The organism is Bacillus stercoris, from assembly GCF_029772985.1.
In the GTDB taxonomy this organism is placed as follows: domain Bacteria; phylum Bacillota; class Bacilli; order Bacillales; family Bacillaceae; genus Bacillus; species Bacillus stercoris.
The window spans coordinates 2492392-2508917 of sequence record NZ_CP121861.1; the positions used below are offsets into that span (position 1 = coordinate 2492392).

Annotated in this window: 1 protein-coding gene; it reads right to left on the reverse strand. The window is 46.1% G+C overall.

Features of this window, described 5'->3' with window-relative positions; genetic code table 11:
- Positions 1–13: 13 nt before the first annotated feature.
- Positions 14–16477, reverse strand: coding sequence for a non-ribosomal peptide synthetase (locus tag QA442_RS13265; protein WP_279474503.1), 16464 nt, complete (start codon positions 16475–16477; stop codon positions 14–16).
- Positions 16478–16526: the final 49 nt, after the last annotated feature.

The following is a 16526-nucleotide window of genomic DNA, read 5'->3' on the forward strand; positions in this document are numbered from 1 at the left end:
GGCGCTTCCCCTCCTATAACAGTTGTTGAATCTTTGTGCTGTCACCCGGGTGATAGCTTCGCAGCTTTTGAATGGCGGAGCCGTGAGTTTCCGGGTACACTTCAATTGTTTCTTCTGAATGTTCCGATTCATCATTCGTTTTGTTTGCCATTTTCATCATCACTAGCTGCTTCAGCGGTCCCCCGAGCAGCAATTCCAAAGCTTCCATTGCTTCAGGGGCTTCAATAGAGCCAATGCCTGCCTGAGCCATTCTCTTTTGATATTCAGGTGATGAAACAACACCAATGCTACCCCAATAACTCCAATTCATCACGGCCACTGTACAAGGCCATATGTGAGATAGCCGCTGTGCAAAAGCATCCTTAAAACTGCAGCCCGCAGCGTAATTGCTTTGTCCGGAAGCTCTTGCAAACGATTGGACGGAAGAGAAAAACAAAACAAAATCCAGTGGTTCATACCGGAAAACTTGTGCCATTCGCACGCTTACATCAACCTTTGCCGCAAGAACGTTTCTGAAACATTCTTCACTCATATTCATCAGGCTTTGGTCTTGTAAGACAATCGCAGAATGAATGATGCCGTTGATTTCACGATGCGTTTGTTTCATTGTTTCATAAGCGCGTTCTAATTCCTCTCGGTTAGCCGCATCAGCTTGAATGTAATATGGGGCTGGCCCTAGACGCGCAAGTCTGTCCAGCTTGCTTTGGATGGCTGCATCCTTTTTCCTTCTGCCAATCCAAACGATCTGCGCCTGATATGTTCTGATCATATATTCACTCCAGGCCTCACCAATACCGCCAGCTCCGCCTATGACAACATAAACGCCTCCGTGCTTATACTTCGTGTGCACCGGTTGATTGTTGTGTACTGGAATCAGACGAAGCTTATGCCAAATCCTGTCTCGATAGGCCCACGTATTCCCTTCTTGATCAAAAGGCAAGGAAAGGAGTTGAGATAACGGCAAGTCTTCGTGCTCTTTAACATCGATCAGCTTTGTCTGCCAATTTGGATATTCTTTTGCCATTGAACCAATCAGGCCGTGCACCCCGGCATCGACCGGGTTGACAATATCTTGCTGATCAACATATTGTGTGTTCACCGTCACGACCGTCCAGCTGATCTCCTTCCGTGCATAGCCTAAAGAAAGCATTGCCTTAATAAGCCTATACAATTGAATGACGCCTTGATCTTGGGCTTCAATCATTTCATCGCCGACTTCACAATCTGGCACACGAGATGAAGACATCCACACAATATGATCAAACGATCCAAGTGCTTCAAGCTCATCTGCAATTCTCTGAATTGATGCGTTCGGCTCAATGTTCAGCTCCTTGGACAACGGGAACTGCCTTTGAACAGCTTTTCTGCTGTTGTCATCCCCTCCGAGGATGACAACACGCTCATCAGCAGGTGAAATGATCTTCTTCTCCAGCTGCACTTGATCCCATATCGGCGCCATAAGAAGCGCTCCGTCAAGAGTTGCTTTGGAGTTTAGTGATGTCGGCTCGTCTGGCGGTTGTATACCTTCTTCCAGCACCCTTGAGGAAATCCCCTTGATTCTTACACACACTCGGCCTTGCTCATCACACAAATCAATATCCAGTCTCTGTATTTTGTCCTCATTTGGGCGAGATGTCACAGACACCCACATTTTATTTGTACACGGGCTGAATATTTCTAGCTCTTGCAGCGCAAAAGGCAGAGAAAGCTGCTCGTCACCGGAATTCAGCTTCAGCCCGATCGACGCTTGTAAAGCAGAGTCCGCCATACTTGGATGCAGAACGAATTCATTCATTGTGTGAGTTACACCGGCAGGCAGGGAAAGCTCTGCCAAGGCTTGATTGCGGCCGATGTAAAGCCGATCTATCCCTTGAAAACCAGGGCCGTAGTCAATGCCGATCGCCTTAAACAATTCATAACATTGGTCGTGTGAGAGTGTGCTTAAACTGCACTGGTCTCGAAGCACGCTGATATCCTGGACTGGCAGGTCTCCTGCCCCGCGGATTGAAGCACTGCCTTGACAATGTATCTTTCGCTTATTGTGTGCATCCTCTGCCTCTGTATAGATGGTAAAAGCAATCTCACCGTCCTGCTGGGGATGTAGACTGATATCCACTTGAACAGGCTGGCCGTCCGCCACAACCGGCTGCACCCACACAACATTTTGGATGTGAATAACAGATTGTTGATCTTCGGTTCCTCTCACTGCTCTTGTAACGGCAGCATGTACCATCTCAAGATATGCCACCCCCGGCATAACCGGTTTTCCCTTCACCCTATGATCGGCGAAAAAGAACTCAGCGCCTGTAAAGGTGGAGCTGAAACGCTGCTCTGATAAATCTGAAGTATTGACCTGTACCAATGGGTGCAAAGCTGCTGGTTCGACAGTTTTTAGAGCTGTTTGATGGGCAGTTGCTTCCCCTTTCGTATCCGTTATCCAGTAACGTTCTTTCGCAAATGGATAGGTAGGCAGGCTGATGCGCTTCGGCTGTTTGCCGTCATACAGCTTACTCCAGCCTATCTCCATGCCTTTCACCCATAAATCAACCAATTTTTCATATATGTGAGGCTCCCAGCTATTTTCGAGCGTTTTCTGTACTTCATCATCTGATCTCAATGTTTGTACAATGCCTTTTTCTGCCCTGCCTCTGTACATGTATTTCGCATAGGTGCCCCCTTCTATAAAGAGGTTCAGTTTTTCCAGCAAGTCCCCAGTCGAGACAGCGATGATCCCTAATCTCTCCTCCATTGCATCACGCCCCTCTTGGAGTGTATAAGCAATATCAGTGAGGTCATGAGCCGTGATAGATTGCTTGCTAATAAAATCTGCTAATTGCCGGGCTTGGTCTTTCAGACGATCTTCATCCTTTGCCGACAAAATAAAGATGCCCGGGTGCTGTGCTGTCACAGCTGGTGCTTGTGCAGGGTGGGTTGTTTCTTTCGGAATATATTCCTCAATGACTACGTGGGCATTGACGCCGCCTATCCCAAATGAACTGATACCTGCGCGGCGCGGCAGCTCTCGGCCGGCTTCATCACGAAGCGTCTGCCATTCTCTCGATTTCTGCACAATATAAAACGGGCTGTCATCCAGTCTGATATATGGATTAATGGTTTCACTATACAGACTTTTGACAAGAGTTTTATGCTTAAGCTGTAATAACACTTTAATGACACCCGCCACACCGGCCGCCAGCGATAAGTGACCGATGTTTGTTTTCGCAGAGCCAAGTCCGCAATGGCTGCCATGAACAGCCGGGTCCCCCGTTTTTTTATACAGCTCTTTAAATGCCGCTTTTAAGCCGTTGATTTCTACTGGATCACCCAGTTCTGTTCCAGTCCCATGCGCTTCAATATAAGTTACGGTTCTTGGATCAATTCCCGCTTTTTCATATGCTGTTTTTACGACATCCGCCTGGGCTTTCGGATTAGGAGTCGTTAGAGAATTTGCGCGGCCTCCGTGGTTTACCGCACTTCCTTTAATGACACCGTAAATATGATCACCGTCCCGTTCAGCCGCTGTCAGCTTTTTCAGGAAGAGCATGCCGGCACCTTCACTGACTGCGAAACCATCGGCTTTGTCAGAAAATGTTTTGCATCTTCCTTCTTTGCTCAGCGCTCCGGCCTTATCATAAGCGATATGACCTTGCGGAGTTACGACCGTGTTGACTCCTCCCGCAATCGCCATGTCACAGTTTCCATTTTCAATGGCGCAGACCGCATGATGAATGGCGACTAAAGAGCTTGAGCATGCAGTGTCGATCGGTTCACTCGGTCCATGAATGTTCAGGAAATAACTGACTCTATTCGGCCCGGCAGAAGGACTCATATTCGCAGCCGCTGAGCCTTCGATGTCTACATTAGACAGAAGCGAACTGTACCCTGTGTTTCCTGTCCCAATGAAGATGCCCGTTTTGGTTCCTGCCAGGCTTCTCGCTGAATGTCCCGCTTCTTCTACCGCCTTCCACGCATAGGTCATTAACAGGCGCTGCTGAGGCTCCATCTGCTCAGCCTCCAATGGAGATATGCCGAAGAACAATGGATCAAAGTCAGCTACTTCATCAATAAAACCGCCCCATTTGACGTTTGTTTTATTCGCTTCTTTCAGAGGGTCTCCGTAATACTCCTGCCAATCCCAGCGGTCTTTTGGAACCTCTGTAATACAATCTGTGCCCGATGACAGGTTCTTCCAATATTCCTCGACGTCCTTTGCCTTTGGGAAAACGCCGCTCATCCCCACAATCGCAATAGGCTCAGGCTTATGATCAGCTTCCTTTTGCTTTGGTGTTACCGAGCGTTTTGCAAAGCGGTTTTCAGTCGAAAACGTCATATTTTTTATATTCTGTTCGACAGGCTGCATCCGCACCTCAGCTTTGGCAGGCGTTTGAGCTGCAAAAGCATTTGGATATTCTTCTGACAGATACCCTGCAAATGCATAAACCGTTGCGTGCTCAAAGAAGATCGTCGGCGTGAGATCCAGCTTGTACTTCTCATTCAGTGTATTCGCGAATTCAGTTAAGGTAATCGAATCAAATCCATATTGATTAAACTCCATGTCCGGGTCAATCTCTTCAGGTTTGATTTTGAGCAATTGAGAGATTGCTTGCTTTAACGCTTCTTGAATGTGGTCGAACAAACTGTCTTGGTCCATTCTTGTTTCAGATATCACCGGTACTTGCACTGTTTTCGTTGGAACATCAACAGAAGACGGCTTTTGAGCCAGCTTTTCCCTCATCATGTCTTCGATTCCTTCCATGACGATGACTTGATCCTTGCCAAATGCCAAAGCTGTATACAGTGCTTGAATGCCAGTCTTAGTCCGCATTGGCGTCACACCTGTGTTTTTCAACGTCATGTTTTCAATTTTTTTATTCGCGCGCATGCCGCCTTCTTTCCAGAGCGGCCAATTGATTGACAACGTTTGTCCGTGCCTGTACATGGCGGTTACAAGCGCATTTCGATAAGCAGCATAACTGTCCATAAATGCATTAGCCATTGCATAATCGGCCTGTCCCGCGCTGCCGGCAACACTTGATATTGAAGAAAAGAGGATAAAGAAATCTAACGCAAGATGCTCGGTTGCCTCATCCACATTCACAAGCCCTTTCACCTTAGGAGCGAGAACTTGTGTCAGCTCTTCATTGGTTTTGCTCATCAGATAGTTATCTTTAATCAGCCCAGCGCTGTGAATGACACCATTCAAGTCTTCGTAATCAGACGTAATGCTTGTGATAAGCTCTGAGGCTGCTTCCGTTTGTGTCACGTCAACCTGCCTGTATTCTGCGCGAGCCCCTAATTGCTGAAGTTCGTTAAGCTCCGCCTGCTGATCCGCATTCAACTCGGATCTGCCTGTCAGAATGAGCACAGGCTGTTCGGCTTGACGAGCAATCTCTTTTGCAAAAATAAACCCAAGTCCTCCTGCGCCGCCCGTGATGAGGTAAACACCTTTATCTCTCCACGGCATGCTTATTTCCCGATCATCTATTTGCATTTCATCCAGATCATTGATGTACCGTTTGCCTTTTTCATATTTGATGTGCTGATCTTCTGTGTGCCTTTTATTCTCTTTCAGTTTTTCTATCACACTTTCAATATTTTCATGTGAATCGATTTCAATCGTCTGGCCGATTAGTTTTTTATTCTCCAAGCCGGCAGTTTTAAGGAGCGCCGATAGCCCTGAGAATGAGTACTGCTTTCTTTGTGCAGAGGTAAGCAGCTGGATCAGAACATTGCCCTGAGGTCTGCTTTTGAGAAGACCCTGGACCGTCTCAAGCGCTTGTTCGGCATAATCTTGGAACCTCTCTGCAAGTCCTTCGCGGAATGACTCCAAAACGATGCATTCCGCTCCTGTCAATCTTGATTCAATGCTATCTTTTGAGAGGCCATTCATGTCGCAAAGCATGACAATGTGCCGTTCATATTGAGGCTCAGGACTTTCTTTTACACAAGCCTTAGGCACCCATTGTTCTTCAAACATCAGGGTTTCCAGCGTTTGATCAGGTTCCGCCGATCCAAAGCCGCCTTCCGCTGCCCTGAATGACAATCCTTTCATCCGAACACAAACATTGCCGTTCACATCTAAAATATCAATATCCCGTTTTTGCACCTTATCAGTTGCCTTGCTGCCTTGGCTGTATCGTGCGTATACCCACATTTCCGACGAACATGCTCCGAAGACTTCAAGCTCCTGGACCGCAAAAGGCAGTGTCAGCTGGTTATCCCCGGCGCCTGTCAAAATGCTTGACGCCTGCAAAGCAGAATCCATCAGCCCAGGGTGCATGTTGTATTGGCTGAGCGTATCTGCAGCTGACGGATGCAATGACAATTTTGCCAAAACAAATTGTTCAGCTGTATAGATTTTTTTCACTCCGCGATAAGCAGGACCATATTCAAAGCCAATCATTCGATACGTGTCGTATACTTCGTTTACGCTGAAATGGCTTTCCTTACACTGCTCCAGCAGGGATGGCAAATCAACCGCCGGCAGATTTTCAGCAGGGTTCAATACCGCGCTGCCTTGACTGAAGACGATTGACTGTTCACCTGCAACGTCTGAATGACCATAGATTTCATAAGAAATTTCACCACTTTCCTCTGGTGAAAGCCTGATGTGTACTTGTATCGGCTGGTCTTCTACGACAATTGGCCGCACCCACACCGCGTTCTTTAGCTTTATGGTGCACGGAACACCTTGTACCTCTGCGGCCTGCTCAACAGCTGCCCGCGCCAATTCAAGATGAGCCACTCCCGGCAAGATCCGTTGGCCTTTCACAACATGATCAGCAAGGAAAAACTCTTCTCCTGTATAGATAGAGCTAAACCTTTGTTCTGAGAGGTTCGATGTGTTTTGCTGCATCAATGGATGCAACACAGCTCCGCCAAGGCTGGAGGCTGCTTTATTTACATTCGTGCTGCCGCTTTCTTCAATATGATCAGAGATCCAATAACGGTCTTTTGCGAACGGATACGTCGGCAAGCTCATGCGCTTAGGCATAGTCTCGCCATACATGTTCGTCCAGTCTACATCAAGCCCCTTTACCCATAATTCAAGCAATTTTGCATACTTTCCCCGTTCCATCCATTTCTTGACGGCTTCTTGAATTTCTTCGTCCTCTGTCAGCATTTGCAGTGTGCCTTTATCAATCCTGCCTCTAAATACATCCTCCACATCGTTTTTGCCTGCTGCGAAGTCTTTTAATTTTTGCCGCAAATCCTCAACGGAACCAGAAATGATCCCAAGACGTTCTTCCATCGCGTCCCGTCCGGCTTGCAGTGTATAAGCGATCCGGGTGAGATTAGCGTCTCTGTATGCTTCCTTATCAAGCGCATCTGCCAGCTGCTGTGCGTATTCTTTTAACCGCGCTTCATTTTTAGCAGATAAAACGAAGATACCCGGATGTTCCGGCGTGATAGATGGTATATTCTCATCAGCTGCTTCTGGAATATATTCCTCAATAACCACGTGGGCGTTTACGCCCCCGATTCCAAATGAACTGACACCCGCCCGGCGAGGAAGTTCTTCTCCCCGTTCATTTTTCAGCGCTTTCCATTCTCCCGTTTCCCGTACGATATAGAACGGACTGTTTTTTAGCTGAATGTATGGATTCACGGTTTCGCAATGAAGACTTTTCACTAAGGTTTTATGCTTAAGCTGCAATAATATTTTAATAACTCCTGCTGCACCGGCTGCCAGCGATAAGTGGCCGATGTTTGTCTTTACAGATCCTAATCCGCAGTAAGGATTGGCTGATGTGTCTCCTTCATTTACCTCCAATGCTTTAAAAGCTGATTTTAAACCGTTAATTTCAACCGGATCGCCAAGCTCCGTTCCGGTTCCGTGGGCTTCAATGTAGGTCACGGTTTTCGGATCGATTCCCGCTTTTTGATATGCCGACTGAATAACATCTGCCTGCGCCTTCGGATTAGGAGTCGTTAAAGAGGCTGCACGTCCGCCGTGATTGATTGCACTGCCTTTGATGACTCCGTAAATATGGTCTCCCGCTTCTTCAGCCGCTTTTAATTTTTTCAGGAACAGTATGCCGGCACCTTCCCCATGCGCAAAACCATCGGCTTGATTTGAAAACGTCTTGCATTTTCCTTCTTTGCTCAGCGCACCTGCCTTATCAAAGCTGATATACACTTCAGGAAGGATAATCGTATTTACACCGCCAGCTAACGCCATGTCACAAGTGCCTTCCTCAATGGAAGAGATGGCATGGTGGATCGCCACTAGTGAACTTGAGCACGCTGTATCAATCGGTTCGCTCGGTCCGTGCAGATTAAGGAAATAACTGACCCGGTTTGGACCGACTGAAGGGCTCGTATTGGCTGCCGCTGATCCTTCTATTGCCGAGTTCGCTTTAGATAGAAGAGAGCTGTATCCTGTATTTCCTGTTCCGATGAAAACGCCGGTCTTTGTGCCTGACAACCTTTTCGCCGAATATCCTGCATCTTCGATCGCTTTCCAGGCGTAAGTCAGCAGTAAGCGCTGCTGAGGTTCCATTTGTTCAGCTTCACGCGGAGAAATGCCAAAGAATAATGGATCAAAATCTGCTATTCCGTCAATAAAACCGCCCCATTTTACGTTCGTTTTATTGACTTCCTTCGCCGGATCACCTTCATATTCACGCCAATCCCAGCGTTCTTTCGGAATTTCCGTCATGCAGTCTTTGCCCTCTTTTAAGATGTTCCAGTATGCCTCAATATCTTTCGCCATAGGGAAAATCCCGCTTATGCCTACGATGGCAATTGGCTCAGGCCCAGTATCACTCTGTATGGCGTTTGGCTGCATGACTTGCTGCTTTCGGCGTCTTTTAGCTTTGGCGCGAACGGCTTGTTCCTGTTTCACGGCTGGCTGAATCTGAGCCGATGCAGCACGTACAGCAAATGTCTTCGCAAATACCGATTGATATTCTTCTGACAAATGCTTGCCAAACGCATGTATCGTCGGATGGTCAAAAAATACGGTTGGCGTTAGTTCTAACTTATAGGCGCGATTGATATGGTTGGTGAATTCAGTCATTGAGATTGAATCAAAACCATACACCGTCATCTCGGCATGATCATCAATCGTTTCAAGCTTAACCTTTAACAGCTTGGCAACCTCTCGCTTTAACATCGCCTTTACTTTATCCAGCAAACTGTCTGTATCAATGCTATTTACTTGTTCAGTCATGTCTTTTGCTTCCTTCTTTTCCATAGGTGCTGAGGCGGTTTTTGCCAGCATGTTTTGTTTTATTTTCTGCCCATCGCCCTCGATCACCATTACTTGGTTTGCCTCTGAATGAAGCGCTTGATATAATGCCTGAATTCCCTTTTCTGCCCTCATAGGAACAATACCGGCTACTTGTACAAGCCTTTTCTCAGTTTCTTGTTCGACCTGCATGCCTCCATCTCTCCATAAAGGCCAGTTTACAGAAAGCGTCTTCCCATGCCGCTGGCTGAGGTCGGCAAGCCTATTTCGATAGCCCGCATACATATCCATAAAAACATTGGCTGCCGCATAGTCAGACTGACCGATGCTTCCTAAACTTCCTGAAAGAGATGAAAAGAGAATAAAGAAATCCAAAGGCAAATCCTTGCTTGCCTCGTCTAGATAAACAAGCCCTTTTACTTTAGGCGCCAGTACATCGTGCAGATCTTCTGCCTGTTTATTGACCATGTAGCTGTCCTTGATGATTCCCGCGCTGTGAAGAATACCGTTCAGGCGGCCATATTTTTTTTGAATGTCGTCAATGAGCTGATAGACTTCAATTTTATTGGTAACATCTGTTTGCCTGTAGGTGATGTCAGCCCCCTTGCTATGAAGCTCTTTCAGCTTTTTGCTTTTGCTTTCGCTAAGAGAGGATCGGCCCGTCAGAATGATTGTCGCATTCTTCGTTTGTTCCGCGATTTCCTTTGCAAAAATATGTCCTAGTCCGCCGGCGCCTCCTGTAACGAGATAAACGCCATTGTCTTTCCACGGTTTGCTGACGTCTCCTTTTGCCTGTTTGACTTCGCGCCAGTCAGCAATATACCGTGTCCCGTTTTGATATTTGACATATGAATCTTTGCTCAATTGATTTTCTAATAGTTTGCTGGCAATGCTTTCTCCGCTTTCTTCACTGCTGACTTCAATCATTTGGCCGGTTAGTTTGGCATTTTCCTGACAAGCTGTTTTCAGCAGTCCTGTCAATCCTGAAAACAATTGCTGTTCTCCCTCTGCAGAGGTTACGATCTGAATGAGAATGCCGTCTTTCGGTTTCGTACGAATGATCTCTTGTACCTTTTTAAACACTTGTTCTGTATAAGAATGGAAACGTCCCTCCACTGAAGAGGGCCTTGCTTCCAGGCTGTATACACGGACATCCCCGATGGCTGCTTCAATTTGTTGTCTCGTCACATGATCATATTCACATAGGAATACGAGATGCTCTGCATATTTTTTTGCAGCTAAGCCGCCGTCTGCCTTTTCCTGCCAAACGGGCTCAAGCAATAAAGTTTCGCTGTTGGTGTTTGATGGTTCGGTTTGTACATCTGCTTCCATGACTCTCGCCGAAAATCCTTTCAGCCGCACGCAAATCATGCCATGCTCATCGCATAGATGAATATCGACTTTCTGTATCACATCTCCTGGTTTGTTTTTCGAGTTGAATTGAACATAAACCCACATGTCAGAAACGCACTGACGAAAGACCTCAAGTTCCTCTAAGGCAAATGGCAGTGCTGCCTTAAAGTCTTCCGTGTCTGAAAGTTCCGCTCTGACGACATTTTGCAAATATTCAGCCGCCTGTAACGCTCCGTCCAATACACTCGGATGAAGAACATAATCGTCCAACGTATGTGTGACAGATTCCGGCAGTGATAATTTGGCAAGCAGCTGTCCGTCGCCTTTATATACGGCCTCTATGCTCTTGTAACCCGGACCGTAATCGGCGCCGATCATGCTTTCATAAAACGAGACAGCATCCATTCTGCTTTGATCACATTGTTTCTTGATCTCAGAAAGATCCAGTGCTTTTTCTTGCTTTAACTGAATCAATTCCGCTGTACCTTGGTTATATACAACTGGTTCTGCATCAGCGGATTCCGTCTCACCATACATCCGATAAGCGATTTGTCCGCCATCTTCATCGTAAAGTCCGATATTTACCTGAACCGGCTCACTTCCTGCTACAACCGGACGAATCCATACGACATTTTTCAGCCTGATTCCAGTATTATGATCCTCCAATCCGCCAATTCCTTGTTCTATAGCGGCTCTTGCCATTTCAAGCGTGACTGCCGCCGGCAAAATGGCCATGCCTTTAATGATATGCTCGGCAATAAAATACTCTTGTCCTGTGAAAATGGAGCTGAAACGTTGCTCTGACAGAACCGATGTATTATGGTGCACTAAAGGATGCAAACGCGCCGGTTCAATTGCTGCGATGGTATTGCTTTCAGGCCAGTATCGTTCTTCGGCAAAAGGGTATGTCGGCAAGCTGATGCGGCGCGGCTTTGCATCAGGATAGAGCCTGCGCCATTCAACGTGAAAGCCTTTTGCCCACATCTCGGCAAGCTTTCTCACTTCTTCTTTTGATATCCGTGATGAAGCCATATCTTCTGCCTCAGCATTTCCAAGCAGCTGTTCAGTAGATGTCATTTTCGTTCTTTCTCCTTGGATACAGCCCTCTGGAAGCGTCTCCCCATTCACAAAAGCTTCCAGCTGCTGTTTCCATTGTTCCGGATCACTCGCCATAAAAACGATCCTGTTATCCATTGCTTCACGGCCGACCTGAAAGGTATAGGCAATATCTTTTAAAGAGAAATTCTTTTTCTCGTCTTGACTGATATAAGACAGCATTTCCTTCGCGTATACATGGAGCCGTTCTCTATTTTTTGCTGATATCGGAATGATGTAAGGCTGATTGCCTTCGTTTTCGGTACCTGCATCAGTATTGTTTTCATATTGCTCAAATATAGCATGAGCGTTAGTTCCGCCTAGCCCGAATGAGCTCAAAGCCGCCCGATGGACACCTGCGTGTTTCTCTAACGATTTTCGTTCACGGACCACATAAAAAGGAGAGCTTTCAAACTTTATATTCGGATTTGGCTCCGTGCAGTTGATGGTCGGTGCAAGTTCATTATGGTATAAGCTCATCGCAACTTTAATGCATCCAGCTAACCCCGCAGCTGTATCCAAATGGCCGATATTCGTTTTCACTGAACCAATTCCGCAAAATTGTGTTTTGTCGGTGTATTGCTTGTACACTTTATTTAGCGCAGACATTTCAATAGGATCGCCTAATTTCGTTCCCGTCCCGTGCGCTTCAATATAACTGACCGTTTCAGGATGGATCTTGGTTGTATCCAATACATGCTGTATCACCTCTGTTTGGCCTTTTACACTTGGCGCATAGAAGCCGGCCTTTTCTGCCCCATCATTATTGATGCCTATTCCGCGCATAATGGCATAAATATGGTCTCCGTCTTTTACGGCATCCACAGCTTTTTTCAGCAGGATGACCGCAACACCTTCGCCCCCAGCCATTCCATCCGCCGAAGCATCGAACGCCTTTACATGCCCGTCGCTTGAAAAATTCAACCCGTTTTGGTGCACATAGCCGATCGCTGATTGTGCGTGCAATGTTGCGCCTCCGACAAGCGCATATTCTGATTCGCCTGATGTCAGGCTTTTGTATGCTTGATATAAACCAACTAGTGATGAGGAGCAGTTAGAATGAACAAAGTAGCTTGGCCCTTTTAATCCGAGCTTATGCGAAATCATTGTCGGAATGGTTCCGCTTTGGGCTAACACCCATGAAACATAGCCATCAGGTGATTCATGTCCATCTGTTGTTTCCTTCGGCAATAACGTTCTATATGAATTGCTGCTTGCAGACATATATACACTTGTTGCCGGAATCTCCTTAGCCACATATCCTGCATCTTCAATCGCTTTCCAGGAATGCAGCAATAAGAGGCGGAGCTGAGGATCCATATACTCAGCATCTTTTGGCGAAATTTGAAAGAATCCGGGATCGAATAAGTCTTTCCCTTCGATCACAGATTGCACTGGCACATAGTCAGGGTGCTGTATCAATTCTTCGGGAACTCCATTTGCGCGTAGTTCTTCTTCAGAAAAGAATCGTATGCTTTCTTTGCCTTCTTTGATGTGGTTCCAGAAGTCATGATGATTTTTCGCGCCTGGGAACTGGCACGATATCCCCACAATCGCAACACTGTCGTCAAAATAAGGGGGAATCGTCTGTTGCGTGTATTTTCCATCTTTTTTGTCATCATGATCATCTTCATTTTGCGTCACGGCTAGATCTGAGTTTTTCATCTCCAAAATGTATTCACTGATTGCACGGATCGTGGAATACTCAAACAGCTCAGTAACACTAAACTCACAATCGAATTCTTTTTTGATTCGTTCAGCCACAGTTACAGCCAGAAGCGAATCGCCGCCCGCATCGAAAAATCCGTCTTCCGGCCCAAATCCGCTGACATGGAGGGTTTCCTCCCAAATGCGTAGCACCTGATCCTCTATTTCCGTTACCTGCAAGTGATTTGGTTCCCTTCTATTGAAAACAATCTCACGTTTTTCCAGTTCTTTACGGTTCACTTTTCCGCTGGGCGATAATGGAAGCTCATCCAAGCGGATAAAGTGTGAAGGTATCATATATTCCGGCAGACTGGACTTTAAATGGCAGCGCAAATCTTTCGGATCGGCAGGAGAATGTCCGCTTTCCTCTGTATAATAAGCAGCAAGCTGTTGATGGCCCTCCAGCTGCTTTACCACTACAGCCTGATCTAAAATGCTCGGGTATTCACTCAGCTTTGTTTCTATTGCGCCCAGCTCGACGCGAAAACCGCGTATTTTCACTTGGCTGTCCATCCGTCCCAAGTATTCTATGTTGCCATCAGGAAGCCATCTGGCTAAATCACCCGATTTATATAGCTTCGTCCCTGGTACAAAGGGATTATCAATAAATTTTTCAGCCGTAAGCCCCTGCTTATTATAGTAGCCTCTTGCCAAGCCGGCTCCAGCGATGCAAAGCTCTCCAGGCTTTCCAATTGGCACAAGCTTCAAATGCTCATCCACAATATAAATTTTCGTGTTGGAGACAGGCTTTCCAATCGGTGTATGGTGACTTGCAATATCTCCTTTTCCGCACCCGAAATAGGCAGCGTAAATGGAGGCTTCCGTCGGTCCGTATATATTTTCAACACGGCAGTTTGGAAAGAGCGATACCGCCTTTTTCACTAATTCTTTAGGGAAGGCTTCACCTGCAACCATCATATACTTCAATGGTCCATCCTCTGTAAATCGTTTGTTGTCTTTCGCCATTTCTAAAAAAACATGCAGCATGGCCGGCACAAAATTAATGTGAGTCACTTTATATGTTTCAATATAATCCATGCAAAGCTGCGGTGATTTCTCCCCATTAGGCGGAAGAATCACTAGACGGCCATCTCCAATAAACCATCCGAATAATTCTGAGATCGATACATCAAACACATAGTTCGTCTTCAATAAATATGCATCCTCAGCCGTTACAGGATAGTGAGATTCAAGAAAATTCAGGGTATTCATAATGCTCCGATGCTCTACCATAACCCCTTTAGGCTCTCCGGTGCTTCCCGATGTATAAATAATATAAGCGAGGTGTTCCGGTTTTACTTCCCGCTTTAAACCGCTGCTTTGCTGGTCAGGATAACCGTTTCGGCAAGCTAACTCGATATTGATCGCTTTTACATGGCTGCCAGTTAATCCGATGATCCTATCATGAACGTTAGATTGGGTGAGGACAACGGATGCCTGACTGTCTTGGAGCATGTACTCTAATCGTTCTTGCGGAAAGCTTGGATCTAACGGCACATATGCTCCGCCGGCTTTCAGTATTCCTAAAATTCCGATGATCATATCAAATGAACGCTCTGCACAAATGCCAACTGGCTGTTCTGGTCCAACCCCCTGATGTTGAAGGTAGACTGCCACAGATGTGCTTTTTTCATCTACCTCTTTGTATGTAAGTGATCTGTCTTCAAACATCACAGCAACCGCGTCTGGGTTTTGTTTCGCTTTTTCCTCAAACACTTCATGTATACACTTGTCATTTGCGATGTTTGTCCCTGTCGCATTCCATTGTTCCAGCAAACTAGTTTGTTCTTGATTTAATTGCAAAGAGTAGGCCTCAAGCGGCAAAGACGGGTCCTCCATCATATGCTGCGCAAGCTTCATATAGTTCTCCATCATGCTTTCAATGGAGGACACATCATACAAATCAGGGTTAAACAAAAGATGAAGCACTGTTTCATTTTCTTTCTCATATATCTCGAGTGCCAGCTCAAATTCACCCTCTTGCCGAATGTCTTCAATATATTCGATGCCAAGCGTTTGATACGGTTCGAGCACTTTTTGCAAGCCTGTTGCCTGAAAAAAGTTTTGGTACAGAAAGGCTGTTTGAAAAACCGGAGAATCCGCGGACGATCGGTCTACATTCAGCTCTCTTACCAATGCAGGGAACGGATACGCCGCATGATCCAGACCGTCAGCCATTGTCAGCTGCAGTTCCCGAATAAATGCTGTTAATGGCTGAGCTCCGATATTCTTGCTCCGAACAGCCATCATATTGATAAAATAACCGATTAGGGTTTCAAAGCTATCTTCATGCCGACCCATTGTCGGAACGCCGACAATGAGATCCTTTTGTTTTGTATAATGATGCAGCAGTACTTTATAAATGGCGAGAAACACAACAGATTCATTCACATGATAAGTGCGGGCAAACGATTTAATTTGATTTCTCAGGTGATGAGGGAGCAAGCTTTTATAAGCTTGTCCCTTGAATTTTCGTGCTGAAGACCGCGGACGGTCAGCTGGCAGATCAAGAACTGGCAGACTCCCAGACAACCGTTCTTTCCAGTAAGCGAGATGCTCTTCCCCTTCTCTGCCATTCAGCATCCGGTTTTCCCAAGCGACAAAATCGTAATAATCAGCTGTTATTGGCTGCTGCGCGGGCTCAATCCCATTCAGCAATTGTTGATACGCTTCAAATAGCGCCGCCATCAATGTCAGCATCGACACACCATCGAATATGATATGGTGAATCGTTATAAGAACAATGCATTCTTCTTTCGATCGATGAAAAAGATGTGTGCGCATTAACGGATCAGCTTCCAAATGGAAAGGTTCTTTTGCTTTTTCTTTTAGAAAAGGCAAGATATCTGCTGATTTCATTGCTGATATATCCTCTTCCACAAAATAAAGATTCTCTGATAACTGAACCGTTTGAAATGGAATGCCATCCTCTTCTTGAATCACACTGGCTAAGACAGGATATTGTCTCTGTACAAACAGAAGGGCCTTCTTGAACGTTTGTGCATGTATTGGCTTGCTGAAACGAAAGCATAAAGGAATATTATATGCACTCATCCCAGGAGACATTTTTTGAAGCATCCACAGCCCTTTTTGCCCTTCTGAAAGCGGACTTTTCAACTGCCGCTTCATGCCTTTAAGACGTTCTTCCACCTCAGAAATGGTTAATTCTCCTGATCTG